Raw genomic sequence first — 25,419 nt, 5'->3', positions numbered from 1 at the left:
GCACACTATTCATGGAGGGGATTCGATTTGAAAGCGAGAGACATGAAAAAGAAATTCGCAGGGTTGCTCGCCGCATTGATGATGATCGCTCTATTGTCCGCATGCGGCGGCAATAGCGAGAACGGCGGACAGAGCGGTGAAGCAAGCGCCAGCGCCAGCGCGAAGGAAACAACGGCTACCGGCGATTCGGGAACTGCAGGCGAACCGGTAGAGCTCAGTTTGTTTATCAACCACCCATGGTACCCGATCAAGGAATGGACAGGACCGATCGCCGACAAAATTACCGAGAAAACCGGCGTCAAGCTCAAGGTCACGGTCGCAACGGATGATAAGCAGCTTCCGGTCATGATTGCTTCAGGCGATCTTCCGGACCTGATTTTCGATGCCGACCAATTTGACCGGCTCTCTAATTCGAACATCTCGTATCCCTGGAACGAATTGATTGAGAAGTATGCCCCGGACTTCGAGATTGACCCGATACGTAAAGCGGTCAACACGGTAGACGACGGCAACTTTTATACGGTCCGTATGGCATTCGCCACGGAGAAAGAATGGAACGAGAACAAGTACGCGCTCGGAAATGACGGCAACCCGGGCATCGATGTGCGCGAAGATTTGTTGAAAGAGCTGGGCAATCCGCAGATCAAAACGTTGGACGATTTTGTCAACGTTCTCGGCATGGTGAAAGAGAAATATCCGGATATGGTACCGCTCGTCATGGACAATTACTGGTTCGAGCCCTATTTCATGAGTCAATTCGGCATGAACGGATGGGAATTGTCTTCCTGGGATGAGCAAGACGGGAAGGTTTCTTATGGGCTCAATAATCCGAAGCTCTTGGATTTCTTCAAATTCATGAATAATTTGTATCGCAAAGGGTATATTCAGGCGGAGAATTTCGCGTTTGCCAACTCGCAAATCGATGACGAATATGCGATTGGCGGCAAGGCGTTCGCTCACAGCCATACGGTAAGAGTTGCGGATTCGGACAACCTTGCCGCGAAGCAAAAAGGCGTCCCTTATACGTTCAAGATGATCCCGACAGCGCTAACGAAGGACGCGGTGATCTTCAATAATGGAGTCGGCTGGTCCGGCACCTACATTACGAAAAACAACAAGAACCCGGAAAAATCGATTAAGCTGCTGCAGTATCTGGCTTCCGACGAAGGGAAGAAACTGACGATGTTCGGCATTGAAGGCGAGCATTGGACGTGGAACGAAGAAGGATATCCGAACCTGAAATACAATCCGTCGGATGCCGAATTCGTCAACAAAAACGGCATCAAATGGTGGTACTTGTATAGCGACGCCATTACCGAGGGACTTTGGAGCTATGTACCGGGAACGCAAACGACGCAGGCGTTGATGGAGGCGAAGGCCATTACCGTTTATAAACCGGTGCTCAGTATGATTCAACTCAAAGGCGATTCCCCTGAGAAGGCTATCAAAACGAAGCTCGATGAGATGGTAAACAACCAGAAAGTGAAGATTTATTTGGCTAAGTCCGATGCCGAAATGATGAAGGCGTATGAAGAATTGATCAGCAACGCCAAGAAAATCGGGATGGACAAGCTGGAAGCGTACGCAAATCAAGTTTATTCGCAGAAAAAAACATTGTTTGAATAATCCGATTCCGGTAGGGGCCGCCTAGCCTCTACCGGATTTTCCCCTTTCCGGTGAGTACGGGCGAATGATATTTTACTGAGGAGGGGGTTCATCATGAGCATCGTCAAAAAAATTGTTGTCGGCTATATGGTCATCATCTTCATTCCGGTTATCGCATGCGGCACGTTTTTTTATTTTCAGATCTATGGAAGTCTCGTCTCCCAGTTCGCCGACAACCGTCAGAACATCCTTGAGCAGGCGTATTCCAACTTGAAAACGGATCTGGCCCGGATCGAATCGGTGCACCGGATTTTTCAATATAGCGCTTATGTGACCGATTATTTGGACGGCGCGTACGAAACGGATTCGGAGAGCGTATACACTCATCTTCGGTATATCGGTCCGCTGTTTTCCCAATCCATAGCCATCAATCCGGAGATGAAGTCTATGGTCATTTACACGTTGAAAGACCGTGTTCTTACGATTCCGGAGCGATTTGTCGACCGTGCCGCGTTAAATCCCGAGGTGTTGCCGGCTGTCGCAACGTTAAAGCCGGGCCAAGGGATTTGGATTCGGCTGTCGGAGGAAGGGGCTGAACCTTCCTTTGGTTACTATCAGTATTTGTACAACAGTCGGTACACGGAGAAGATCGGCCTGCTTGAAATTCGGGTCGGCGATGAAATGGTACGGCGGTTTCTGAAAGCGGCCGGCGTCGGAGAGCATTGGCGAGCGCTGTTGCTTAGCCGCGAAGGGACGTTGCTTCCTTTGGAGCCATCGGGTGAGGTTTCGGCCGCCGAAGACCGGAAATGGGCCGAGATCGCCGCCGATCGGTCGACCGAAAGCGATTTTGTGTACCATCAAACGATCGTTAATCAATTGTTCGTTAAAGAGCTTGGCGTCCGCGTCCTGATTGCAGGTCAAGTAGACGATGTTTTCGAGGGAATCCGCAACCGGGAAATCGTTCTTGTCGCGATTATTATCGCATTGCTTGTAACGCTATCCGTGATCTACTATTTCTTTGCGTCGTCGATTGCCAAAAGGATTTTGAAGCTGGCACGGCATATGAGATCTGTTAGCGACAGTAATTTGAAGCTGATGACGAACAGTCAGAGCGATAAGGATGAGATTGGTTTTTTGACATTGTCCTATAATGCGATGATTCAGCGATTGGATGAGCTGATCAATCATGTTCACCGCGCCGAACTACGAAATAAGGAAGCCGCGTACAAAGTGCTGCAGGCGCAGATCAAACCGCATTTTCTGTACAATACGCTAGAAACGATCCGCATGCTGGCGGAAGCGAACGACGATAAGGAAGTGGCGGATATTTCCTATTCATTCGCCCGTCTGATGAGGTACAGCCTGTCGCCGCAGAAGGACGACACCGTGCTCAGCGCGGAAATCGAAATGGTTGCCTATTACTTGAACATTCATCAGGCCCGGCTTGGAGACAGATTGGAGGTGGAATTCGACATTCGGCTTAATGCGGACTCCGTTCCGTGCCCCCGGTTCATGCTTCAGCCGCTCGTCGAAAATTGCATCGTTCATGGCGCTTCCGCCGTACTCCGGCCGGTTCGCATTTCGATAATCGCGGAAGAGGCCGACGATCATATCCGGATCGCGCTGACCGATAACGGAGCAGGGATCGCTCGGGACAAGCTGATAAACATCCGTGCTTTGCTTGCGGGCGGTAGCGATGCGAAGGCGAATTCGGGAGACGAAGACGGCGGTCTCGGACTGTTTAATGTAAGCGAGCGAATCAAAACCTTTTATGGCGGCTCATCGCGATTGGAGCTCGAAAGCGAGGAAGGAAAAGGCACGGCATTGACCTTATATTTGTCGAAAGGGACGGTATCGTTGCTATGAAAGTAATGATCGTGGATGACGAGCCGGCCATTCTGAAGGGACTTCTGAAAGTCGTCAAGGAATCCGCGCCCGAGTATACCGAAGTGACGATGGCGAATAACGCTTTCGAAGCGCTTGAGAAGATGACGGACAACCGTCCGCACGTTACGATAACGGATCTCAACATGCCGGAGATGGATGGATTTGCCTTGATCGCCGAAGCCAAGCGGCGAGAACTATGCGATCGCTTTATCATTCTGACCGGATACGACGAATTTCAATATGCCTTGCAGGCGATTCGCGCGGGCGTGATCGATTATTTGCTGAAACCGATCGATAAGGCCGCTCTTTCCGTCTTGCTGCACCGGATCGCCGCCGAGCTTCCCGCGGCCTGTTTGCCTGTCGAGTGCGACCATGCGGACAAAATTCTCGGATTTATCGAATCGAATTACGCGCAGGATCTTTCGTTGGATCGGCTGGCCGAACATTTGAATTTGCACCCGAATTATATCAGCAGTCTGTTCAGTAAGGAAACCGGAACGACTTTCGTCCAGTATTTGAATACGGTACGAATTCGCGAAGCGAAGAAGCAGCTGACCGAATACCCTTACTTGTCCGTCAACGTGATCGGTTCCCGCGTCGGCTTCGAGAACAGACACTATTTCAACAAAGTGTTCAAGAAGTATTCGGGGATGACGCCCGGACAGTATCGGTCCGTTCTGGGGATTTCGTCGAGTAATGGAGACACGAATGGAGGAATTGCGCGTGAATGATCGCATTTGGTTCGATAAACCCGCGGATAAGTGGGACGAAGCGTTACCGATTGGCAACGGCCGATTGGGCGGGATGGTCTTCGGCAATACAGGCACGGAGCGGATTCAATTGAATGAAGACAGCCTATGGTTCGGGGGGCCGACCGAGCGAAATAACCCGGACGCGCTTGCGAACTTGCCGGATATTCGGGAGATGCTGCTAAGCGGACGGCTTAATGAGGCGCACCGCCTCGCGGCAATGGCGCTCTCAGGCGTGCCGGAATCGCAACGGCACTATATGCCGCTCGGCGACCTGCAGCTGACGCTGCAAGAGTCGCTTGGCGAAATCTCGGATTACCAAAGGGAGCTTGATCTGACGAACGGCGTCGTTCAGGTGAATTACAGCATTGGCGAGGTCCGCTATTCGCGCGAGGTCTTCGCGAGCTATCCGGATCAAGCGCTCGTCGTGCGGATCTCGTCCAACCGCCCGGCAGGCGCGTCGCTGGATGTTCGGCTGGTCGGGGCGCGTAATCGGCATACGGACGGCTTGGAGCGGATTGACCCGGCGACGGTACGAATCCGCGGCAAGACAGGCGGAGAAGACGGCATTCGCTACTCCTCGGCTCTGCGGGTTTTGGCGGACGGCGGTTCGACGAGGATGATCGGCGAGTTTCTCGTCATCGAGGGAGCGGATAGCGTCACGCTGCTGCTGACGGCGGCCACTTCGTTCCGCTATGACGACCCGGATTCGGAGTGCCTTCAAGCACTCGATGCGGCAGCTGCGCGGCCTTATGGAGAATTGCTGGAGCGGCATATGGAGGATTATCGCGCGTTGTTCGGCCGCGTATCGCTGCGGTTGGGCAGCGTCTTGGACGCATTGGAAGAAGGGACGGCGACGATGCCGACGGACGCAAGGCTGGAGCGGATGCGCCAAGGCAGCGAGGACAACGGCTTGGTCAGCCTTTATTTCCAGTTCGGCCGTTATTTGCTGATTTCGTCCAGCCGTCCCGGCTCGCTTCCTGCCAATCTGCAGGGCATCTGGAACGATGACATTAATCCGGCTTGGGACAGCAAATATACGATCAACATCAACACGCAGATGAATTATTGGCCCGCTGAAATAGGCAACCTATCCGAATGCCACGAGCCGCTGTTCGATCTCATTGAACGAATGCGGGATCGGGGGCGGCGCACGGCATCCGCCATGTACGGCTGCGGCGGGTTCGTCGCGCACCACAACACGGACATCTGGGCGGATACGGCGCCGCAGGACATCTGGTTGCCGGCGACGCATTGGCCGATGGGCGCCGCTTGGCTGTGCCTGCACTTATGGGAGCATTATGCGTTCACGGGCGACCGGGAGTTTCTGGCGAAAGCATACGGGACGATGAAGGAAGCGGCGTTGTTCTTCCTCGACTATTTGACGGAGCTGCCCGACGGTCGGTTGGTGACGAACCCGTCCGTCTCGCCTGAGAATACGTACATTCTGCCGAACGGGGAATCCGGCACATTGTGCGTCGGTCCCGCGATGGACAGCCAAATCCTGCATGCGCTGTTCACGGGCTGCATCGAAGCGTCGGCGGCGCTTGGCACGGACGAGACGTTCAGGGGGCAGGTTAGCGCGGCTCGATCGCGGCTGCCGGAGCCGAAGATCGGAAGGCACGGGCAGATCCAGGAATGGCTCGAGGATTACGAAGAGGCGGAACCGGGGCATCGCCACATTTCCCACCTGTTCGCCCTGTACCCGGGCAACCAATTCACGGTTCGCGGGACGCCGGAGTTGGCGCGCGCGGCGCGGGTGACGCTGGATCGGAGGCTTGCGAACGGCGGCGGACATACCGGCTGGAGCCGGGCGTGGCTGATCAACTTCTGGGCGCGGCTGGAGGACGGGGAAGAGACGTACCGTAACGTGCTGGCGCTGCTGCGCTACTCCACGCTTCCTAATCTGTTCGACAACCATCCGCCATTTCAGATCGACGGTAACTTCGGAGGAACGGCCGGCATCGCGGAGATGCTCGTGCAGAGCCATACGGGCGAGCTGCATCTGTTGCCGGCGCTGCCGACAGCGTGGCCTGAAGGACAAGCGACGGGGCTGCGGGCCCGCGGGGGTTACGAAGTCGATGTGCGGTGGGAACCGGACGGCCGCTGGACGACGCAAGTACGCGCGTCGATCGCGGGGCTTTGTCGGGTTCGCTCGGTCTCGATCGTCCGCGTGACGCGCAGCGGCGACCCGATCGCGTTCGAACGGGCCGAAGACGGCGTCGTCGCATTTACGGCGGAGGCAGGAGCTGTTTACGTACTTGAAGGAGTTCGGTAGAATCGGGGGGATGACTACTGTATCAAAGGGGCCATTCGTATGATAAAACGATTTTTGGGTCATTTTCGAAGCATTAAGTACAAGTTTTTATTTGCGAATCTGGCTCTTTTGGTTATTCTTTGCAGCAGCATCATCTATCTCTGGAATGTCCGGACTGCCCAAGATACCCGTATTTCCGTAGGCGAATACATTAACGAGATGCTTAAAATTACAAATGACAATTTAGAGGTTTCGCTGAAGGATATTTATGGATTAGTAAATATCGCGGCAAGCGATTCCGATATCGTCCAAATTCTTTCCAAGCCTTCTACGATAAGCGATGCGGAGTACGTACAAGACGATCGCAAGATGCGAAAGTATATTGCGGGCTTGTTCACTTATAAGCATTATCTGAATGACATCACTATTGCGGGCAACGAAAGAAATATGTATTCGCTCGGCCATTCCGTTTCATTCGATTTTCTTACCGGGCAGCCTTGGTACGGAAAGCTCTGGAATCAAGAGGGCGCAACCGTTCTGATTCCGCCGCACTACAATTCCGATAATCCCGTCACCTCCTCTTCCCAAGACGACAAAGTCATTTCCATCGCTAAACCCGTTTACGGCGATAACCAGGCCGTCGGTTTTGTATTGGCCGATGTTCGCACGCAATTATTGACCGATATCTTTTCCAGCAATCTGAAAGGCCAAGTCAAAATGTTAGTCGCCGATACGAAGACCGGCAACTTGATTTTTAAGCCGCAGCTTGCGGGATTAGATCAAATGGCCTCCGATTCGAATGCCTTCGCCCCGATCATTCAACGAATACGCAATCAAGAAGGCAGTTTTTACACTCGTCTCGGCAAAGTAGATTATTTGATTGTTTATCGTTACTCGCCGCTGACGGAATGGATGATGGTCGCATTGGTTCCGAAGAGTCATCTATTGGAGCAGTTCCATCAGACGCGTAACTTGACCCTTTTGATATCGATCCTCTTCTGCGGCGCTGCCGCCATCGTATCCATTCTGGTATCTTCGTTCTTAACGAAATCCATCCTAAGGTTGAATCGAGCGATCAATAAAGTCGATGGCGAACATTTGCACTTGCAGATCCAGATCAAATCGAACGACGAGATCGGCCAGCTGTATCGCCAATTCAATCAAATGGTGCATCGGATGAAGGAGCTCATGGAAAGCACCAAGCGAACCGAACAGGAGAAAAGAAAAGCCGAAATCAGAGCGTTGCAAGCTCAGATCAACCCGCACTTCTTGTACAACTCGCTGAACACCATTAAATTTCTATCCGTTTATCAAGGCGCCGACAACATTCGCAAAGTGACCGAGTCTCTGTCCAAGTTGATGCACATTGCGATGAAAGATCATTCTTTCATCACGGTAGCGGAGGAACTCGATTACCTGCAGTGCTATATGAATATCCAGGAATTTAAATACAGCAACAAATTCACTTATTCCGTATCGGTCGAGGATGAGATGATGATCTGCATCCTGCCGAAGCTGCTGCTGCAGCCGCTTCTGGAGAATGCGTTGTTGCATGGCATTGGACCGATGAAAGGGCAAGGCATGATCACGTTAAAAGGTTATAGGGATGGGGATTTGCTCATTTTCCGACTGCAAGATAACGGGGTAGGAATGACTCAGGATGCAATAGACAAGATAAAAAGCCAGAAGGGCGAAAACGCCGGTCTGGGAATCCGGAACGTCAGTTCCCGAATCGAGATGACCTTCGGACATGAATACGGCGTATCGGTCGTAAGCGAACCAAGGCTCTATACGATAGTCGAAGTGACATTGCCGGCAATCGAGAGAGGAGAGGAAGACCAATATGTATAGCCTCTTGATCGTCGACGACGAATTGCTCGTCCGGAACCATCTGCGAACGATGATTAACTGGGAACGGCATGGATTCGTTATTGCGGGAGAAGCTTCGAACGGACAAGAGGCGCTTGAGTTTCTCGCTCGGAAGAAGACGGATGCCGTCCTTTCGGATATTCGGATGCCGTCCTTTCGGATATTCGGATGCCGATCATGGATGGCGTCCAGCTTTCAAGCGAAATTCAGCGACGCTACCCTCATATGCCATTCGTCATGTTAAGCAATTACGATGATTTTGCTTACGTGAGAAGCGCTTTGCAGCATGGCGCGGTGGACTACCTGCTGAAGCACATGCTTAACGAACAGTTGTTGCTTGAACTATTGCGGAATCTAAGATCCCGATTAAAGAGCGGCGAAAACGCCGAGACAGCCGATTACCGCGTAATCGCCACGCAGATTCAAGCGCTCAAGCACAAGTTCGTTATTCAGATATTAAGCCGTTTTTTTAAGCACGAAACGGAGATTGTAGCTCACATACGGGCGCAACGTCTGCCGATCGACACCAAAAAAGTCGTTCCGATCGTGATTGAACTCGATCAATCGCGGGACGCTATGGCCAGACGAGGTCTAAATGAAGAAGAACTGCTCCATTTTTCCATCCTCAACATCATCGAAGAGGTATTGTCGGACAATGACAACGGGATCGCCGCGCCGATATCCAACGGACGATTCGTTGTTCTGTTGTCTTACGCCTCGACCCGGAGCGCCGCTAATATGGACCATCGGACGCGAAGCGTGGTCAATCGAATCGATCAGTGCCTCAAGACGTTTGTCAAACTGCATGCGAGCTTCAGTATCGGCGTGCAATGCGAGCATATGCTGCAAGTTCCGGACAGCTATGAGCAAGCTTGCGGCAAGCTTGCGGAGAAGTTTTATCTGGGAACGAACTGTATGATCTACCCCGATATGCAATCCGAAATTTTAATCGACAAAATGACCGGATTAGACTTGAAGATGGAAAAAGAATTGGTTGCCGCTTTAAAACTGGACGACGCGGAAGCCGTTCAAGCTACGATGACCGCTATTTTTCAGTCGATTCGCCGGGAACGGCTTAGTCCCGTGGCCGCGCAAATGATCTTTAACGAGCTGTTAGGAATGATCAATCGAATTTGCAGAGAAATGCAAATCGATACGGAACACGCCTATTCGGCCTCCGCGCCTCCGCACGAGGTGATGGCCTCCTTGGAAACGCTAGACGAAATTCAATCCTGGCTAGAGGGAATATTTCATCGGCTGCTTCGCCTGCTTCATCGTTCGGAGGAACGGATCGCGTCGCCGAATATTCGAAAAGCCGCAGCGTACATGAAAAAACATTTGCACGAGAATTTATCCTTAGGAGACGTGGCGGATCAAGTCGGGATTAGCGCTCCGTATTTAAGTCAAATTTTCAAAGAAGAACAAGGCATCGGCTTTCTGGACTACTTCATGGAACTGCGTCTGGACAAGGCCAAGACGCTCCTGCTGGAGGAGAAGCTCGAGCTTAAAGAAATAGCGGCAGCCTGCGGGTTCAACAATTATCCCTACTTCTTTAACGTCTTCAAGAAAAAGGTAGGGATGACTCCCGGTGCGTACGTAAAGCTTAATAAATCATAATGAACCGCAAAACTTTATAATCATAGAGGCTTCCCTAAGGCGTTATAGTATTCACAGAAACGTTTCTGACTACACAATGACTTGGGAGGCATTATCGAATGAAAAAAGGGTTGGTCGCAAGTTCCATGGTTCTTGGCTTGTCGCTTGTTCTGTCTGCCTGCGGCAGCAACGCTAACAACGCAAATGAATCTCCGTCCGCATCCGGAGCGGCTTCTCCGACTTCCGAGGCAAGCGCGCCGGCTTCTTCAAGCAGCGGTAACCAAGAGGTCAAAGATATTACGATGCTTATGTTTACGGATTGGTACAAGTCCGGTATTCAGGCTATCGAGAAGGATATTAACGACAATGCGGACAAGCTCGGTTTCCGGCTCAAAATCGAGAAAATCGCCGGCGGCGCCGCGGGAGAACAAATCTATAAAGCTCGTGCCGCGGCCAATGAACTGCCGATGCTCATCTCCACTTATGGAACCAAATGGGTCAAGTCCGAAATGGGAGGTTTAACCCATTTCCAGGAGATCGGCGGAATCGGCGGAGATTGGACGCAGAACTACCCGGAATCGATCTTGAACACGGGCACCTTTACGGATGAAGGGAAAGTTTACGGCATCCCGTTCGATTCCGTCAATATTAACGGCGTCTTTTATAACAAAAAGGTGTTCGAAAAAGTGGGCATTCAGATTCCTCAAACCTACCAGCAATTTTTGGACGCCCTTGCGAAAATCAAGGAAGCGGGAATTACCCCTCTTTATCTTCCTGCCAAGGACACGTGGACGGTAAATATGTTCGATCATGAAGGTTGGCTGCGTCTGAATCAACCGCTGAAACCGATTATGGACAAGATCAACATCAATGAGACGCACTTTGCCGACCAGTCCCTATTGGCCGACACCTTTACCAAGCATAAAGAGCTCCTCGAAAAGGGGTACATCCAAAAAACATACCTCTCCGACACCTATGCCGGCGCGCAAAAGGCCGTCGCGGAAGGTACGGCTGCCATGACCGTCAACGCTACCTGGATGATCGACAACATTGCGAAAGACTACCCTGACAAGGTCGCCGATATCGGCGCGTTCCGCGTTCCGTTCGACGAAGATCAAAATGCCACCATTTATATGCCGTTTAACTTGTCGGTAACGGATCAATTCGCGGATAAAGACCTTTTGGCCAAGTTTATTGCTTACTTTACCTCCCCCGCTACGCAACAGAAGTTTTATGATGCGCAAGGCGGCATCCCTGCCATCAAAAACGTGACTTCCAAGCTGCAGCCTGCGCAGGAAGATCTGAAGAAACTTCTTGACGAAGGGAAAACGGTCGGCTTCTGGGGCGACCCTCTCAATTACAGCTGGGGCGATCAGAATGCCTATCTCCTCGACTTCTTCCTCGGTGCCAAAAAAGCGGAAGACGTCCTGAAGGCCATGGATGATGAATTCGCCAAAAACGCAAAAGCCAAACAAGATCCTAACTGGAAATAACAAGGGTTTAGTCTATGGAAAAGCCGCCCCCCGCGAGACGGGACGGCTTTTCCTAAAAATAAGAAGGTGCACTCATTGAATAAACAACTTCATAAGCAATATCCGTACTCGATGCTGATCCCAGGCATCGTTATCTTTCTGCTATTCTTCGTCACCCCTACGTTTCAGGGAATCGGATATTCTTTTACGAACTGGGACGGATTTAGCGCCAAGTGGGTGGGTTTGGATAATTTCAAGTCGTTTTTTTCCGACCCCACGTTAACTCACATCGTTCGGAATACCTTCGTATTTACTATCGTTTCCACGATATTTAAGCTGGTTCTCGGTATACTTCTGGCACTGATGGTCAATCGCGAACTGAAGACAAAAGGGTTCTTGCGCACCGTTTTTTATTCTCCCGCAGTCCTTAGCAATATCGCGGTAGGCCTCATCTTCGTATCCATTCTGCACCCGGAATCCGGCATTCTGAACAGAAGCCTTAGCGCGATCGGACTCGGTTCCATAACCGAGGACTGGCTTCACAATCCGGATATCGCGATCTACAGCGTGTCCGCTATCGAAGTGTGGAAGTGGACAGGCTTTAATATGATTATTTTGCTGGCAGGCCTTCAAACGATTCCGAAGGACTATTACGAAGCTGTATCGATAGACGGAGCAAGCGCCTGGAGCCGCTTCTGGCATATTACCTTCCCTCTGCTTATGCCCGCGTTCAATAGCGTATTCATCCTGAATTTAATCGGCGGCTTAAAGGTGTTCGATATGATTACGGCTACGACCGGGGGCGGACCCGGCACGACCACGGAAGTGATCAACACCTGGGTTTACAAAGCATACGGAGCTTCAAGGCTGGGCGAATCCAGCGCAGGGAGCTTTGTGCTTGCCATAATGGTTGCGCTGGTTTCGCTGATTACGTATTATTTCCTTCGCAGAAGAGAGGTGGAACTATGAGCGCCAAGAATTGGAGGAAGCTCGCAGTCGAAATCCCCTTTATTTTGCTTAGCGCTCTCGTCATCCTTCCCTTTTACATGCTTTTCGTTAACTCTATGAAAAGCAGCGCGGACGCGGCTCAAATGTCGCTCGGCTTTCCGAAGTCGTTGCATTTCGAAAACTTCAGAACCGTGTTTGATGAAGCTAACATGGGGGTAGCTTTCAAAAACAGTCTTATCATCACGGTTGTAGCCGTAGTCGCTTTGATTGTATTTTCCGCCTTTACCGGGTATGTCATTCAACGCAGAAGCACTCGGATCACTTCCGTTATTTATTTCGTCATCCTTGTCGGACTGACGGTTCCGACTTTTATGGTGCCGACTTATGTATTGGCTAAAAACCTTCATTTGACCGATTCTCTGACGGGAATCATTCTTGTCAGCATTGCAATCAATTTCCCTTACGGCGTGTTCTTGTATACGGGGTATTTCAAGAGCATTCCCCGCGAAATCGACGAGTCCGCGGTGATCGACGGTTGCAAACCGTACGGACTGTTTTTCCGAATCATTTTCCCATTGTTGCTTCCCGTAACGGTCACCAGCATTATTATCCAGTTTCTAGCCATTTGGAACGATTTTTCTACTGCCGTTTACTTTCTCAATACATCGTCCAAGTATAGCTTGGTCATGACGACGTTCTTTTTCTTCGGAGCGCACGCCGCGGATTGGAACCTGGTATTCGCTAATCTTGTCATAATCTCTTTGCCCGTGCTGATCCTATACTTCCTGTTGCAGCGTCTCGTTATTTCCGGCCTGACGAGCGGGGCGGTCAAAAGCTAACCGACTGAACAAAAAAATCGTTGAGGAAGCCTCCGGCATTCCGGTGCGCTAGAAATAGCGTCGGCTTCCTCCCCCGATATTATCGGAGGTGATATGGAATGAAAAAGATAGGGGTACTGCTCTGCGTAATCGCTATTTTTGGAACCGCTTTCTTCATCTTCAACAGCGTATTTAATCCAAACAAAGAAGAGGATGAAGTCGTACGAATTAATGGACAAGCCGTACAAATGAAAGAATTTAAAGGAATGCTGGATCGTCACAGATCGGAAGTCTATCGCTATTTTAATGAAAAATACGGTGCGCAGGATTCAGTTCAGTTCTGGAGTCAATCCATACGTGGCGAGAATCCTGGCGAGATGGTAAAAAAGTTGGCGTTGGAAGAGCTTGTGGGTTGGAAAGTTCAACTAGGGTTAGCTCAGAAGTACGGACTAATTAAGGATAGCAGCTATGCTTCGTTTCTTGATCGGCTGCATGCCGAGAACGAACAAAGAAAAGAAGATCACGAAAGTCAGAAGCCTGTTTTCGGACCTTTGTCGTTCGATGAGCAGACATTCTATAACTTCGAAAAAAGTAACCTGATTAGTCGGTTAAAAAAAACATTGGCTCGGCAAGCGTGGAAAGTATCCGATGAACAATTGGTCCGTTTCTACGATCAAAATAAAGATCGGATTTATAAAAACGTATACACCATGAACATTCGGAAAGCAGGCATCTCTTTTTTGGATAGCGACCGCATTTCGGATGAGCAATTGAAAAAGGATTCGTTTCAGCTATTGTCCGAGGCCAGACAGGCTATTTCGAACGGAGAGAGTTTTAACGATGCGATTGACGAAATCCAAATCAGGACTGATCTGAAAATCATAGTCGATGATCAAACCTTTGACGAAAGCACGGTATTGCAGGATTCCAGAATGTATAAAGAGATTTGGAACGAAGCTAATAGGTTGCAGCCCGGGCAAGCGAGCGGACCGATTGAAGCCTTTGACGGCGCGTACTACTTGTTTGAATTGGTGGAGAAGAGGGATAACGGGTACAAAAATTTTGAATCTATAAAGGATCAGGTGGAGGTTGCTTATATCGACTCCGAATATGACGAGTATCTGAAAAAAGAGATCGGGCAAGCAAAAGTTGAGATTGATCAAAGTTCATGGTCAGCCGTTCCGTTGAGATGATCGGAGAAAGGGGTGATAAGAAAACAAATCAGGGATGGATCTGTCGGAAAATCAAACTAAAATGAAGGAGTGTTTGTATGAGCACTATCCGTAATTGGAGGAAAGTTAATAACGTATTAAAGTATTTGATCATGTTCAGCATGATGATCATTGGAGCAATACCTTTGGCGAATAAACAAGCCTATGCTGCCGGGACCAGCTATTATGTCGATTGTTCGGCAGGAAGCAACGGAACAGGTACTCAAGCTAGTCCTTGGAACTCGTTAAGCAGCGTAAATGCCGTTACCTTTTCTCCAGGCGACTCTATCTTGTTCAAAAAAGGGACAGCATGTACAGGGCAGTTGAAGCCTCAAGGCTCAGGCACGAGCAGTGCCCGCATTACAATTGATGCATACGGCACTGGAGCAGCGCCGCAAATTAACGGCAATGGTGTCATTGAAGCAGCGATTTATCTCCTCAATGTAAGCTACTGGACCGTGCAAAATCTGGAGGTTACGAATGATGCGGCAACCGAGGATTTAAGAAGCGGAGTTCTGGTACAAGTGACGGATAACAATTTTTATTCCGGCATAACGATTCAAAACTTGAATATTCACCATGTGAAAGGATTATCCGACCGAACGATCGTCGGCAGATATTCATCCGCGGGAATAACCGTCCGTGTTCCAAGAGACACGGAGACGCCAACAGGCACCATTTCCGACGTACTTATCAACAATAACTCTATCCATGACTTAACTTGCGGAGGGATTGCTACCGGAGGAGGAACTTGGGGAGGATTGCCCCACAATTATATTAATAACATGGTTGTTCAAAATAATACGATCGTGGGAGCCGCAGCAGATCCCATCTTCGTTGGGGCGGCAAACGGGCCTTTGATTCAGAATAACGTAGCATACGATACGGGGTTCAATGCCGTAAATGCGCAAGTGCTGGCTCAAATGTGGGCGGCCGCTTCGAATAATCCCACCTTCCAATACAATGAGGCGGCAAGAATCATTAACACCAACGATTCTCAAGCATGGGACTGCGATTGGGGAATCTCCGGATTGTGCACGTATCAGTACAATTATGGCCACGATAACGCAGGCGGCTTTTTTCTGAACTGCAAAGGATGCGTAGGCACGAATAAATCCCAACTTCAGGTTCTAAGGTACAACATTAATCAAGGCAGCAGCAGAACCGTTAACTCCGGACAAGGCACGGAGCAATGGATTCACAACAATACGTTCTTCAGTCCCGGTTCCAGCCTCTCCAATATGGCATTTACCAATAACTCGCATATCCACGATAATATCTTTGTGGGCCCTGCCATATCATCCTTGCCGACGGGGGCCGGAATTAGCTACGACTATAATCTCTACAGCGGTTTTACGGGTCCTGCATCGGATCCGCACGCGATTCATGGCGACCCTTTGTTTGTGAACCCGGGCTCTGCCGGTGATGGTCGAAACACGGTCGACGGCTATAAGCTTCTCGTCGGATCTCCGGCTCTGGCCTCAGGGAGAGTCATGACAAATACGGGCGGGAAAGATTATTGGGGCAATATTGTCGACGAAGTAACGGCACCGAATATGGGCGCCTATAACGGACCGGGTATTAGCGGCGGCAAGCAAAACGGCATTGTCGACGGCGCCATTTACAAACTGGTAAACACAAACAGCAATAAGGTGCTCGGCATATACGGCGCGCAAACAGGCAACGGTGCTACTGCCGTTCAATGGACGGATACCGGCTCCGCCGACCAAAAATGGAAGATTGTCATGCTTAGCAACGGTTACTATAAACTCGTCAATCAAAACAGCCTTAAGGTGCTCGGCATATACGGCGGGGGAACAGGCAACGGTAATAATGCCGTTCAATGGGATGACAGCGGTTCCGCTGACCAAAGTTGGCTCATCGTGAAAAAGGCAAACGGAAAATACGCGATTTACAACAGGAATAGCGGGAAAGTACTTGGCATTAGCGGCATGTCATTAACGGACGGCGCAAATGCAGTGCAATGGGACGATAACGGATCATTAGATCACGAATGGACGCTTGTTAAATTGAATTAAAACGAATTCGCAATATGACAGGAAAGGCTTCTGACACGGCGAGTGTCAGAAGCCTTTCAACATGACTTGAGGGAAATATCGGGCCGAACTTGTGATTTATATGGTTTTACGCCGGGTAGCCGCCTCCGGGAGGCGGCCAGGCGCCGTAGAAGCGTCGCAGCAGCACGATTTCGCCAAGATGATACGAGTTATGGGAGGCGATATTGCGCAGTATTCCTGCTCGTGTTTCACCTGGAAAATGCGGCAGCGGTTCGTCTAACTGTGCCGTTTCTGCAATGGCGACAGCCCGTTCGACCCCATCCAGAAACATCTTGATATCATCTTGCCATGACATCTCATCTTGAGGGCCCGTCTCTTTAGGCCAACTTTCCATGACGTTCGCGGGAAGCTGCGGTTTACGTCCTTCTAAATGCTCTAGCATGAATTGCTGCCAGTAATACATGTGTCTCAACAGTTGATAGATGCTATAAGGCATGGCTTCATGTACGCGCCCAGCCAGTTCAGCATCAATGTCCGGTAAAGCGCGGGCGATACGAATATGTCCGCGTTCTCCGACCAACGATTTGACGAGGGCTTGTCCAAATAATTGATTTGCATCCGGCATGCGGACTCATCCACTCCTATTGGCTTGTAAGATGGTGTTGCTGTTTGAATATTACTTTAATTTATTAATGACTTCTTTAGCAACACTGGGTACTACATGTTTGCCAGTTTCAAAGCCGAAGGTCATCCGCGAGTAACCGGCGTACTGGTTGCAGATCGTCCAGAAGGGCCATTTGTTCCTTGGTGCAAGGCCCTAACGCCAATCGGGTGGGAATGTCTTGATGGAACCCTGTTCATCGACAAGGATCTTCAACCTTGGATTATATTCTGTAGGGAATGGCTAGAGGTTGTCGATGGAGAAATGTATGCCCTCCGGCTAAGAAACGATTTTAAAGAGATCATTGGAAACCGGTTCGGCTCTTTCGTGCATCCGAAGCTCCATGGTCGGTTGGTTTTGGCGAAATGGGCAACCAGCATGTTACCGATGGCCCCTTCCTGCATACGCTGCCAAACGGAGAGCTTGTTATGCTATGGTCAACGATGGGAGAACATGGCTATACTATGGGATTGGCCCGCTCGACTACAGGTTCCATTGAAGGCCCTTGGATTCAAGACGAGAAGCCTTTGTTTGCCGGAGATGGTGGCCATTGCATGTTGTTTCGAACGATCTCGAGAGAGTTAAGGGGCGCTATTAGCAATTTCGAAAATAGAACTTGTAGAATTGCTTATTAATGCTGAACAACACAATACATCGCTGAGCAAATTCAGACATGGCTTAGATCTCAGTTTGAAACCTTTTAATAAAAAAGTTTGAGCCGTTGATTAACATCAACGGCTCTTTCTGTACTCATCTAAAAATTATTGTGTCTGTGTAAAATATCCGCGACGATGCTTTCAATCGATGTATGGGCCAGCGCCTGTTCCATCTGTTTTTGGGCTTCTATTAGAGGGGCACCCAATACTTGTTGAATCTCTTTCCCGACCACACACTGAGGATTCGTATTTTGATGCACCGTAAACAATTCCTTCGTTTCGGGGATCTCCACCGCTTGATAAACATCAAGCAGCGTTATTTCCGAAATGGGCTTTTGCAGGTTGATCCCAATTATTCCGGGATGAGAGGAGATCAATCCTGCTTTACTCAGCATGCTCATTATTCTTCGAATCACTGCGGGATTTGTATTTACACTCGCGGCGATGTAATCGGAGGTAACGTTCCCGTTATTAATATGAACTAAGGCTAGTATATGAACCGCCACGGTAAAACGGCTGCTGATCATGGGGATGCATTCCTTTCAGAAAGATGGCTTACTTCATTAAAGCATAATAAAAGTGGTTTTACTATGCCATGTAAAGCTAAGCGCCATTCATAATGAATAAAGAAAATAGGTTGACACCCCATAATGTAACTGCTATAGTTACATATGTGAGCGGGACACACCGCAGGAGGTGATATACATGATTAGTAGCCGTTTTTCTGTAGCTATTCACGTTCTTGCTCTCATCGGAATAACGGAGGAGGGAAAGGTAACCTCTGAATTCATTGCTGGGAGCGTAAACACGAACGCATCAGTTATCCGCCGGATTATGGGGATGTTAAGTCGGGCCGACTTGATTGCTTCCAAGGCTGGTGTTGCAGGAATACGGCTCAAACGTGAACTGATGGATATCACCTTGCTGGATGTCTATCGTGCGGTAGAACTGCCAGAAGAGCATGTACTGTTTACGGTTCATCAGGGAACGAATTTACAATGTCCGGTGGGAAGAAATATTCAGTCGGCCCTTGAGCAGCCACTTCATAAAGCCCAAGAGCAAATGGAGCAAGTTCTTATGAAGACCACGATTTATGACATTGTTCAAAGCATCAAAAGCAAGTGCTAATTTTTTTATTCATAATGTAATGTAACTAGTAACATTTCATATAATCATGATACTAAGGAGAGAAATCTAAATGAAAAAGAAAGCAGCGGCACTGATCGCATCCACCGTATTGGCGGTTCAAATGGTTCCAATGGCCGCATCGGCTCAGTCCAACCAACAATCTAAAATCACGGTAAGCCTTGATGGGGCAAATCTTTCGGATGTTGTGGTTAAAAGCGGCCGCACCTTCGTTCCGCTCAAAGATCTGGCAAAGCGGGTCTCTTTGAATGATGAAACACTGACCGTAAAAGCAAATAAAAACGAAGTTGAAGTAACTCTGGCCGGTAAAAAGGTCGTGTTTACAATCGGAAGCAAGACAGCAAATGTCGACAATACAAAAATCGTCCTTGATGCCGCACCTTTTTTAGCTGCGAATAAGGCATATGTTCCGGTTACTTCATTGAAATCGATCTTCGGCAAGCAAGTCGCATGGAATCAAGCCCGGAAGACAGTCAGCGTAACAACGACGAATGCGGACAAGGCCATTGCTGTCCTGGAAGGGCTGGAGAACGGAAGCGCAGAAGCTATGCTTCAATTCGTGGATGAGGGTTATATCCAGCATAATCTGACGCTTCCGACAGGACGGGATGTCATTGTTCAGGCCCTTCCTTCACTGAAGGCAGCAGGAACGACTGTTAGCGCGCGCCGCATCTTAGTAGATGGCGACTTCGTAGCGGTACATTCCGAATATAACTTCGGCGGCCCTAAAGCGGGCTTCGATATCTTCCGCTTTGAAAACGGCAAAATCGTTGAACATTGGGATAACCTTCAAACGCTGGCCGCCAATAACCCGAGCGGACATTCCATGCTGGATGGGGAAACCAAAATCGTGGATCTCGATAAAACCGAAGAAAACAAAGCATATGTCAAAAGCTTTGTAGAAAATATTCTGATGGGCAAAAATCCGAACCTGTTGACTTCTTACTTTGACGGCGACAATTACATCCAGCACAACCCGTCGATTGCGGATGGCCTTTCCGGTCTTGGAGCTGCACTGCAAGCAATGGCTAAACAAGGCATTGAGATGAAATACGATCAGATTCATCAGGTTATTGGACAAGGTAATTTCGTTCTTGTCGCGAGCGAAGGAACGTTTGCAGGGAATCATACGGCCTACTACGATCTGTTTCGTGTGGAGAACGGAAAAATCGCTGAACATTGGGATGTGCTTGAAACGATTCCTGCGGCGGAGCAACACGCAAATCAGAATGGAAAATTTTAATTCATAACTAAAAAACTAACTATTTTGGAGGAATTACCAATGACAAATGCAAAAATTGAGCAAACCCAAAAAGCAATTGCTGTATTACAAAGCTTAGAATCCGGGGATCCAAGTGCAATTCAGGCGCATATTAATCCCAACAAGTATATTCAGCACAATCTTAGCTTTCCAGACGGACGTGAAGTTATGCTTGGGGCACTCGACAGCCTGAAAAAGGGCGGTACGAAGGTAGACATTAAGCGCGTTATCGTTGATGGTGATTTTGTCGCCCTGCATACCGACTACAACTTCTTCGGTCCGAAAATCGGCTTTGACATCTTCCGTTTTGAGAACGGTCAGATTGTTGAGCACTGGGATAATCTTCAGGACAAGGTGAATCAAACCCCAAGTGGGCACACGATGATTGACGGTCCCACAGAGATCGCAGACGCTGATATAACCGAAGAAAACAAAGCGTATGTAAAAGGCTTTGTGGAAAATATATTAATGGGCAAAAATCCGAACCTGTTGACTTCTTACTTTGACGGCGACAATTACATTCAACACAACCCGTCGATTGCGGATGGCCTTTCAGGCCTTGGCGCGGCACTTCAGGCAATGGCTGAACAAGGCGTTGAGATGAAGTATGAACAGATTCATCAGGTTATTGGACAGGGGAATTTTGTACTTGTCGCGAGCGAAGGAACTTTTGCTGGCGATCACACGGCGTACTATGATCTGTTCCGTGTAGACAACGGCAAAATTGCCGAGCATTGGGACGTTATGGAGACCATTCTGCCGGAAGAAAAACGTGCGAATCAAAACGGGAAATTTTAACTAATACTATGCTGGATCAGCGCTGCCGCAAAAGCGCTGATTCTTTTTATAGAAAGAAGGCGCCCTTATGCAAGGCAGCATTCAAGGTCTTCCGCTGGAACGTTACAGAAAACAAATTGATCTCGACATTCTTTTCGACTCTAGTTACAAAGGGATCATTACAGAAGAGGCATATGTATCTAGTATTTATGTGGTGTTAAGCTCCTTGTTAACTGAGCGAGAAGGAGAGAAACCACCAACAATACCAGCCCCGCTAGCCGAAAAACGATCTTTAATCAAGGCCTTATTAACGATGCGGGCTCCAAGGCCGTTTGCTAGCGGCGTACAATCCCATTTGGACATTCTTCTTGCTTATGATAAAGGTAAGAAGGGGTTTGTTGCCAGCCGTGATCTTCCTACGGTTCAGGAGCAGTTTGGCACATCACTTTTTCCTAGTCAATTTGTAATGTGGCAAGGTGACATTACGATGCTCGATGCCGATGCGATCGTCAATGCAGCTAACAATCAGATGCTGGGCTGCTTCCAGCCTTTCCATCGGTGTATTGATAATGCGATTCACGCAGCTGCCGGTCCTAGGCTGCGAGAGGATTGTGAAGTTATCATGAGTTTACAAGGGTATTTGGAGCCGACGGGTACAGCAAAAATTACGCGAGCGTACCATCTGCCATCACGCTACGTCCTCCATACTGTCGGTCCGATTATTCCGTCCGGTCAGGTTGTGACCGAGGAACAACGCAAACAGCTTGCCTCATGTTATTCGTCATGCTTATCCGTAGCCGCGGAGGTGGACGATATCCGTACGATTGCCTTTTGTGGCATTTCAACCGGCGTATTCGGATATCCCAAGCAGGAAGCAGCGCAGGTTGCAGTTGAGGCAGTTACGGATTGGTTAAACGAGAACCCGGGAAGTTTTGACCGGATTATATTTAACGTTTATGGGGAGGAGGATTTGGATGCCTACAAACGGATTTTCGAACGATGACTCGATTTTCGCCGCGGCTGAAGCGATACGAACTGCAGATTGTATCTTGGTTAGCGCAGGGGCTGGTCTTTCGGCTGCTGCTGGCTACAGCTATGGGAATCAAGATACTTTCTCACGCCTTTTTAAACCGCTGATGAAGAAGGGTTTTACCCGACAGTATGAATTGATAGGCTTTATGGATTGGACGGAAGAGGAAAAGTGGGCCTACTGGGCAACGCATGTGAACTATATCCGATTTGAAGCACCTGAGAGCCCGGTTTATACAAAACTATATGATCTGGTTAAGGATAAGGACTATTTTGTATTTACCTCCAATGTGGACGGCATGTTCTATAAAGCTGGTTTCGATCAGGAACGTGCCTATACGCCTCAAGGGGACTATGCCCTTATGCAGTGTATGAAAGCATGCACGCAAGAGACTTGGCCGAGTAAACCGGCTGTGGATCGAATTTTACCTGTTATCAATCGGGATACCTTGACAGTTAATGATCCTGATGTGATTCCTTATTGCCCGAATTGCGGGGGGCCTATGTTTCTTAACGTACGCATAGACCGGTACTTTATCGAAAAGCCATATGAATCACAACGAGAGCGGTTCATGTCCTGGCTGCAAAATACGTTGAACCGAAAGATATGTTTAATCGAGCTGGGTGTAGGCTTCAACACGCCAAGCGTAATCCGATGGCCGATGGAAAATGTGACGCACCAGCATCCAAATGCCACCTTGCTGCGTGTAAATCCCGATCATCCTCAAATTCCAGAGGAAATTAAGCAAAAATCGCAATCTTATGCGTTGGATGCTAAGACATGGGTGGATAAGGTCCATCTGGAGCTTTTGTAGCACAGACTGGAGGATAGATCATGTCTGAACTGGAAACAATTATTCTTGAGCCGGGAACGCTCGACGATATCTACATCGGACAGTTCGAAGATGGCCTTAAGCAGCAAGTACTTGAACATGCGAATCGGGTCGATCGCATTCCGGCCATTATCGAGACAGTAGCGTTCTTTCAATTCCTCGTACACAAAGGAAAAGTCGACCAAATCGTTGATTTGGCGGAGCGTGTTATCTTGTTGTTGTTGAATCATTAGACTACCACCTAGTCAAGTTGATAAGGTTTTTCCTTTATCTTTACTGTTATTGTTGCATATTTATTCGTAAAACTGTATATTAATTCTCATAAACAGGAGAGTGGAGGAGATACGATGTCATCTTTGATAAGGAATGCTGCACCTGATGATTTAACTGGGTTGACTGAAATAATGAATGAATACATCGTAGACTTTTATAAAAATCCCAGCCCGTCTGACAATAAGGTTCAACATCTGATTCAAACCCTTTTCGATAAACGACAAGGGATACAGTTTGTGTTGGAAGATAACGGTCAAATAGTGGGTTTTGCCACGCTTTACTTTACATTCAGCACGATGAAAGCAGATAAAATTGCTGTAATGAATGACCTCTATGTCAAGGAAGCCTATAGAAATTCCGAACTTGAATCACGGCTTTATCTTGCGTGTATAAATTACTGCATAGAGCAGGGTTACGCCAATATGACTTGGATCACTTCCGTTAATAACAATCGTGCTCAATCTTTCTTCAAAGAAATGAACGCCGTTCAAGGAAAAGATTGGGTACACTTTTCGATTTACTAATATCAGGACTACAAACCGACGCCTTCGACAAAAAAACCTCCGGTTAGCCGCAATAGCTAATTGGAGGTTTTGTTAACGGCAATATGACTCCTTCCTAACGGGCAGCGTTACTTCAATACAACAAGTGCTTAAGAATATTGTGATTTTCTTCCTAGTAACCGATATAATATTGGAATAATTGACATTAAGGAGAGCTGCGGAAAGATGAAGAGTTGGAATGTGAAGCATATTATTAGGGTTGTATTGACGGGTGGAATAAAATGAAGCATTTAAAGATTGATATTAATTCAATTTCGTTTTTGTTTATTAAAATGGCTATCATTGCTACCTCAATTGAAGCGATATTTGGCTTTTTTTATGACGAAATCGAGATAGACGATCTTTTGCTATCGTTTTTAATTTACTGCGTGGGTCTGTCTTTTATATATAGTTGTGCTTTATTTTTACCTCCAAAAATAAAGAATAACCCATTAACTTTAGCCAATGAAATATTAGAATCGATTTATCTTGAGGCTGTAGGTGACTTTTATGTGGATGGTGAAAATAGAGGGGTTTTTAAGGTAAACACAAAAGAAATAGATGGTATTCCGTTAAGAGAATTCGAGCCAATTGAAAATGCCAATGAAATTTTTGTAATGTTAAATACCTATCAAAAGGTACTTGTAACGATAAAGACTAACAGATCTGAGGAGATATACAACATTCTTGAGACTTACAAGGTTAACGCTAAATTTATGATGGAGAATCCGGGAATTACAACAGCGTTTTCGAAAAGTTGATTACGACGGGGAACGATAGTTAAACATAAAGGGTTCCACATATTAGTCATGTACAATATGTAGAACTCTTTATTTTATCTGACTTTTTATATTTAGCTCTTGATAAACCGGAAAAATAAAGTTATAGACTGTCACTTCAAATGAGGAATAGAAAAACCGGCACCGTTTCTCTTCTTCTGGATCGCCTTTCGAAAATATGCTCTACAATGGTAGTCAATCATGGAGTTACGCCTCCCTAATTATAGTTTTAGCAATACCAGGCGCGTAACTAAACCATGACGGAAACCTTGTTGAAATTGGCAAATATGCCTTGATGTATCTGGGCAGCTCATCAATCCATTGCTGGAGTTGACGCTGATTGAGCGTTGAAATCTTCTTTTCGACTTTCGTGGATCGTTGATCCGTACTCTGTCTATGCTACCAGGCGAGCAAAATCCCGTTCTGCACACATATCCCCATTCACCCGGCAATTCCGGACTTCCCGCCAGCCCAACGATCCGAACGCTTCTTTATATAATGAGAGAACACATAACGCCAAGGAATGCAGAAGGGGAAAACCGCTACGATCAAGCATTCGAACACGATTCCCAAGGTTGAGTCGTCTAGCTGCCCGGCAGTCCATAGCGGGAGAGCGACGACGGATAGCCAGATCAGCTTCCAGAGCATCTCCCATAGGAGCAACGGAAGCATCTGCAGTGGATACCGGAGACCCAAGAGGGAGAGAGCCGAGAAGGCGGCCAGCATGCATTGGACGACGCCCTCCATCAGATCCCACTTTTCGTGGCGGATGACGCCGGGCCATACCACGATTCCGAGTCCTACGACAACAAGGAGATACAGGGCACGCAACAGGTAGAGACGAAACACCGAGACTTCCTTCATGATTAAACACTCTCCTTAATAGTTGTCTTCATCCACGACGTGATACCAATTCCTTCCGAGTCATGCAGTTCCTCGACATCGGCATAGCGAAGCAAAGCCCCGTCCTTGATGGCGATGAAGCTATCCCAGATCGACTCGAGCTCTGGGATCTCGTGGCTGGCCATGAGT

At 48.4% G+C, this 25,419-nt stretch carries 23 protein-coding genes and 2 pseudogenes; 20 read left to right on the top strand and 5 right to left on the bottom strand.

Going from position 1 to position 25,419, the window contains the following annotated elements; all coding sequences use genetic code 11:
• Positions 1-27: 27 nt before the first annotated feature.
• From ACFPPD_RS19820 to ACFPPD_RS19765, 12 genes are all read left to right on the top strand, one after another.
• Complete coding sequence (locus tag ACFPPD_RS19820; protein WP_378083024.1) at positions 28-1,626, top strand: type 2 periplasmic-binding domain-containing protein; 1,599 nt, start codon at positions 28-30, stop codon at positions 1,624-1,626.
• Between the two features lie 93 nt (positions 1,627-1,719).
• The gene (locus ACFPPD_RS19815; protein ID WP_209748201.1) at positions 1,720-3,471 is read left to right on the top strand and encodes a cache domain-containing sensor histidine kinase; all 1,752 of its coding nucleotides are present in this window, start codon (positions 1,720-1,722) and stop codon (positions 3,469-3,471) included.
• Complete coding sequence (locus tag ACFPPD_RS19810; RefSeq protein ID WP_209748203.1) at positions 3,468-4,223, top strand: response regulator transcription factor; 756 nt, start codon at positions 3,468-3,470, stop codon at positions 4,221-4,223. Before ACFPPD_RS19815 ends, ACFPPD_RS19810 begins: the two co-directional genes overlap by 4 nt.
• Positions 4,201-6,519: a glycoside hydrolase family 95 protein gene (locus tag ACFPPD_RS19805; RefSeq protein WP_378083021.1), complete on the top strand. Its 2,319-nt coding sequence runs from the start codon at positions 4,201-4,203 to the stop codon at positions 6,517-6,519. The genes ACFPPD_RS19810 and ACFPPD_RS19805 overlap by 23 nt, the downstream gene beginning before the upstream one ends.
• A 39-nt stretch (positions 6,520-6,558) precedes the next feature.
• Entirely contained in the window at positions 6,559-8,349 is a 1,791-nt protein-coding gene (locus ACFPPD_RS19800) for a cache domain-containing sensor histidine kinase (RefSeq protein WP_378083019.1), read from the top strand.
• On the top strand, positions 8,342-8,611 hold the full coding sequence (locus tag ACFPPD_RS19795) for a response regulator (protein WP_209748209.1): 270 nt from the start codon (positions 8,342-8,344) through the stop codon (positions 8,609-8,611). The genes ACFPPD_RS19800 and ACFPPD_RS19795 overlap by 8 nt, the downstream gene beginning before the upstream one ends.
• Entirely contained in the window at positions 8,536-9,984 is a 1,449-nt protein-coding gene (locus tag ACFPPD_RS19790; protein ID WP_378083016.1) for a helix-turn-helix domain-containing protein, read from the top strand. Before ACFPPD_RS19795 ends, ACFPPD_RS19790 begins: the two co-directional genes overlap by 76 nt.
• 98 nt (positions 9,985-10,082) lie before the next feature.
• Positions 10,083-11,456: an ABC transporter substrate-binding protein gene (locus ACFPPD_RS19785; RefSeq protein ID WP_209748213.1), complete on the top strand. Its 1,374-nt coding sequence runs from the start codon at positions 10,083-10,085 to the stop codon at positions 11,454-11,456.
• Positions 11,457-11,531: 75 nt separating this feature from the next.
• On the top strand, positions 11,532-12,404 hold the full coding sequence (locus ACFPPD_RS19780; RefSeq protein WP_209748214.1) for a carbohydrate ABC transporter permease: 873 nt from the start codon (positions 11,532-11,534) through the stop codon (positions 12,402-12,404).
• Positions 12,401-13,222 carry a carbohydrate ABC transporter permease gene (locus ACFPPD_RS19775; protein WP_209748216.1) on the top strand — a complete coding sequence of 274 codons (822 nt, stop codon included), beginning with the start codon at positions 12,401-12,403 and terminating at the stop codon, positions 13,220-13,222. Before ACFPPD_RS19780 ends, ACFPPD_RS19775 begins: the two co-directional genes overlap by 4 nt.
• Positions 13,223-13,320: 98 nt before the next feature.
• The gene (locus ACFPPD_RS19770) at positions 13,321-14,394 is read left to right on the top strand and encodes a peptidylprolyl isomerase (RefSeq protein ID WP_209748218.1); all 1,074 of its coding nucleotides are present in this window, start codon (positions 13,321-13,323) and stop codon (positions 14,392-14,394) included.
• A gap of 77 nt (positions 14,395-14,471) precedes the next feature.
• On the top strand, positions 14,472-16,451 hold the full coding sequence (locus ACFPPD_RS19765; protein ID WP_209748220.1) for an RICIN domain-containing protein: 1,980 nt from the start codon (positions 14,472-14,474) through the stop codon (positions 16,449-16,451).
• A 106-nt stretch (positions 16,452-16,557) separates the two neighbouring features.
• Here ACFPPD_RS19765 and ACFPPD_RS19760 read toward each other — a convergent pair whose 3' ends face one another.
• A complete protein-coding gene (locus ACFPPD_RS19760) occupies positions 16,558-17,055 on the bottom strand; it encodes a DinB family protein (RefSeq protein WP_209748222.1) in 498 nt (165 codons plus the stop codon).
• A gap of 96 nt (positions 17,056-17,151) precedes the next feature.
• Between ACFPPD_RS19760 and ACFPPD_RS19755 the strand changes: the two genes are divergently transcribed.
• Positions 17,152-17,676 carry a family 43 glycosylhydrolase gene (locus ACFPPD_RS19755; protein ID WP_209748224.1) on the top strand — a complete coding sequence of 175 codons (525 nt, stop codon included), beginning with the start codon at positions 17,152-17,154 and terminating at the stop codon, positions 17,674-17,676.
• A gap of 169 nt (positions 17,677-17,845) precedes the next feature.
• On the opposite strand, the gene ACFPPD_RS19750 is transcribed toward ACFPPD_RS19755, so the two are convergent.
• Positions 17,846-18,274: an Rrf2 family transcriptional regulator gene (locus ACFPPD_RS19750; RefSeq protein WP_209748226.1), complete on the bottom strand. Its 429-nt coding sequence runs from the start codon at positions 18,272-18,274 to the stop codon at positions 17,846-17,848.
• Between the two features lie 178 nt (positions 18,275-18,452).
• On the opposite strand from ACFPPD_RS19750, the gene ACFPPD_RS19745 reads away from it, so the two are divergent.
• The 5 genes from ACFPPD_RS19745 (at position 18,453) to ACFPPD_RS19725 (ending at position 22,775) form a co-directional block, all read left to right on the top strand.
• Positions 18,453-18,875: an Rrf2 family transcriptional regulator gene (locus ACFPPD_RS19745; protein ID WP_209748228.1), complete on the top strand. Its 423-nt coding sequence runs from the start codon at positions 18,453-18,455 to the stop codon at positions 18,873-18,875.
• Between the two features lie 70 nt (positions 18,876-18,945).
• A complete protein-coding gene (locus tag ACFPPD_RS19740; protein WP_209748229.1) occupies positions 18,946-20,136 on the top strand; it encodes a stalk domain-containing protein in 1,191 nt (396 codons plus the stop codon).
• A 39-nt stretch (positions 20,137-20,175) separates the two neighbouring features.
• Positions 20,176-20,952, top strand: a complete 777-nt coding sequence (locus ACFPPD_RS19735; protein WP_209748231.1) for a nuclear transport factor 2 family protein — start codon at positions 20,176-20,178, stop codon at positions 20,950-20,952.
• A gap of 67 nt (positions 20,953-21,019) precedes the next feature.
• Entirely contained in the window at positions 21,020-21,934 is a 915-nt protein-coding gene (locus tag ACFPPD_RS19730) for a protein-ADP-ribose hydrolase (protein WP_209748233.1), read from the top strand.
• The gene (locus tag ACFPPD_RS19725; protein WP_209748235.1) at positions 21,906-22,775 is read left to right on the top strand and encodes an SIR2 family NAD-dependent protein deacylase; all 870 of its coding nucleotides are present in this window, start codon (positions 21,906-21,908) and stop codon (positions 22,773-22,775) included. Before ACFPPD_RS19730 ends, ACFPPD_RS19725 begins: the two co-directional genes overlap by 29 nt.
• Before the next feature lie 50 nt (positions 22,776-22,825).
• Here ACFPPD_RS19725 and ACFPPD_RS19720 read toward each other — a convergent pair.
• Positions 22,826-23,008 (bottom strand): annotated as a pseudogene (locus ACFPPD_RS19720) (transposase); the annotation flags it as partial.
• A gap of 132 nt (positions 23,009-23,140) precedes the next feature.
• On the opposite strand from ACFPPD_RS19720, the gene ACFPPD_RS19715 reads away from it, so the two are divergent.
• Together ACFPPD_RS19715 and ACFPPD_RS19710 are read left to right on the top strand one after the other, a co-directional pair.
• The gene (locus ACFPPD_RS19715; protein WP_209748236.1) at positions 23,141-23,590 is read left to right on the top strand and encodes a GNAT family N-acetyltransferase; all 450 of its coding nucleotides are present in this window, start codon (positions 23,141-23,143) and stop codon (positions 23,588-23,590) included.
• Between the two features lie 260 nt (positions 23,591-23,850).
• Positions 23,851-24,369 carry a hypothetical protein gene (locus ACFPPD_RS19710; RefSeq protein ID WP_209748238.1) on the top strand — a complete coding sequence of 173 codons (519 nt, stop codon included), beginning with the start codon at positions 23,851-23,853 and terminating at the stop codon, positions 24,367-24,369.
• A 225-nt stretch (positions 24,370-24,594) separates the two neighbouring features.
• Here the strand turns inward: ACFPPD_RS19710 and ACFPPD_RS26995 are convergent.
• Positions 24,595-24,804: pseudogene (locus tag ACFPPD_RS26995) on the bottom strand (hypothetical protein); the annotation flags it as partial.
• 24 nt (positions 24,805-24,828) lie between these two features.
• Positions 24,829-25,251: a hypothetical protein gene (locus ACFPPD_RS19705; protein ID WP_209748240.1), complete on the bottom strand. Its 423-nt coding sequence runs from the start codon at positions 25,249-25,251 to the stop codon at positions 24,829-24,831.
• Positions 25,252-25,419: the final 168 nt, after the last annotated feature.

This window comes from Cohnella suwonensis (genome assembly GCF_042655365.1).
In the GTDB taxonomy this organism is placed as follows: domain Bacteria; phylum Bacillota; class Bacilli; order Paenibacillales; family Paenibacillaceae; genus Cohnella; species Cohnella suwonensis.
Note: the sequence above shows the minus strand (reverse complement) of the source record. Positions and strands in the feature narration are given on the sequence as shown.

Excerpts from the sequence above, each read along its gene's own strand:
- ACFPPD_RS19760 (WP_209748222.1), bottom strand. The coding sequence starts at position 17,055 with ATGCCGGATGCAAATCAATTATTTGGACAAGCCCTCGTCAAATCGTTG.
- ACFPPD_RS19805 (WP_378083021.1), top strand. The coding sequence starts at position 4,201 with ATGGAGGAATTGCGCGTGAATGATCGCATTTGGTTCGATAAACCCGCG.
- ACFPPD_RS19730 (WP_209748233.1), top strand. The coding sequence starts at position 21,020 with ATGCAAGGCAGCATTCAAGGTCTTCCGCTGGAACGTTACAGAAAACAA.
- ACFPPD_RS19795 (WP_209748209.1), top strand. The coding sequence starts at position 8,342 with ATGTATAGCCTCTTGATCGTCGACGACGAATTGCTCGTCCGGAACCAT.
- ACFPPD_RS19745 (WP_209748228.1), top strand. The coding sequence starts at position 18,453 with ATGATTAGTAGCCGTTTTTCTGTAGCTATTCACGTTCTTGCTCTCATC.
- ACFPPD_RS19775 (WP_209748216.1), top strand. The coding sequence starts at position 12,401 with ATGAGCGCCAAGAATTGGAGGAAGCTCGCAGTCGAAATCCCCTTTATT.
- ACFPPD_RS19785 (WP_209748213.1), top strand. The coding sequence starts at position 10,083 with ATGAAAAAAGGGTTGGTCGCAAGTTCCATGGTTCTTGGCTTGTCGCTT.
- ACFPPD_RS19715 (WP_209748236.1), top strand. The coding sequence starts at position 23,141 with ATGTCATCTTTGATAAGGAATGCTGCACCTGATGATTTAACTGGGTTG.
- ACFPPD_RS19750 (WP_209748226.1), bottom strand. The coding sequence starts at position 18,274 with ATGATCAGCAGCCGTTTTACCGTGGCGGTTCATATACTAGCCTTAGTT.
- ACFPPD_RS19740 (WP_209748229.1), top strand. The coding sequence starts at position 18,946 with ATGAAAAAGAAAGCAGCGGCACTGATCGCATCCACCGTATTGGCGGTT.
- ACFPPD_RS19815 (WP_209748201.1), top strand. The coding sequence starts at position 1,720 with ATGAGCATCGTCAAAAAAATTGTTGTCGGCTATATGGTCATCATCTTC.
- ACFPPD_RS19810 (WP_209748203.1), top strand. The coding sequence starts at position 3,468 with ATGAAAGTAATGATCGTGGATGACGAGCCGGCCATTCTGAAGGGACTT.
- ACFPPD_RS19770 (WP_209748218.1), top strand. The coding sequence starts at position 13,321 with ATGAAAAAGATAGGGGTACTGCTCTGCGTAATCGCTATTTTTGGAACC.
- ACFPPD_RS19800 (WP_378083019.1), top strand. The coding sequence starts at position 6,559 with ATGATAAAACGATTTTTGGGTCATTTTCGAAGCATTAAGTACAAGTTT.
- ACFPPD_RS19705 (WP_209748240.1), bottom strand. The coding sequence starts at position 25,251 with ATGAAGGAAGTCTCGGTGTTTCGTCTCTACCTGTTGCGTGCCCTGTAT.
- ACFPPD_RS19765 (WP_209748220.1), top strand. The coding sequence starts at position 14,472 with ATGAGCACTATCCGTAATTGGAGGAAAGTTAATAACGTATTAAAGTAT.
- ACFPPD_RS19725 (WP_209748235.1), top strand. The coding sequence starts at position 21,906 with ATGCCTACAAACGGATTTTCGAACGATGACTCGATTTTCGCCGCGGCT.
- ACFPPD_RS19790 (WP_378083016.1), top strand. The coding sequence starts at position 8,536 with ATGCCGATCATGGATGGCGTCCAGCTTTCAAGCGAAATTCAGCGACGC.
- ACFPPD_RS19710 (WP_209748238.1), top strand. The coding sequence starts at position 23,851 with ATGAAGCATTTAAAGATTGATATTAATTCAATTTCGTTTTTGTTTATT.
- ACFPPD_RS19735 (WP_209748231.1), top strand. The coding sequence starts at position 20,176 with ATGACAAATGCAAAAATTGAGCAAACCCAAAAAGCAATTGCTGTATTA.
- ACFPPD_RS19755 (WP_209748224.1), top strand. The coding sequence starts at position 17,152 with ATGTTTGCCAGTTTCAAAGCCGAAGGTCATCCGCGAGTAACCGGCGTA.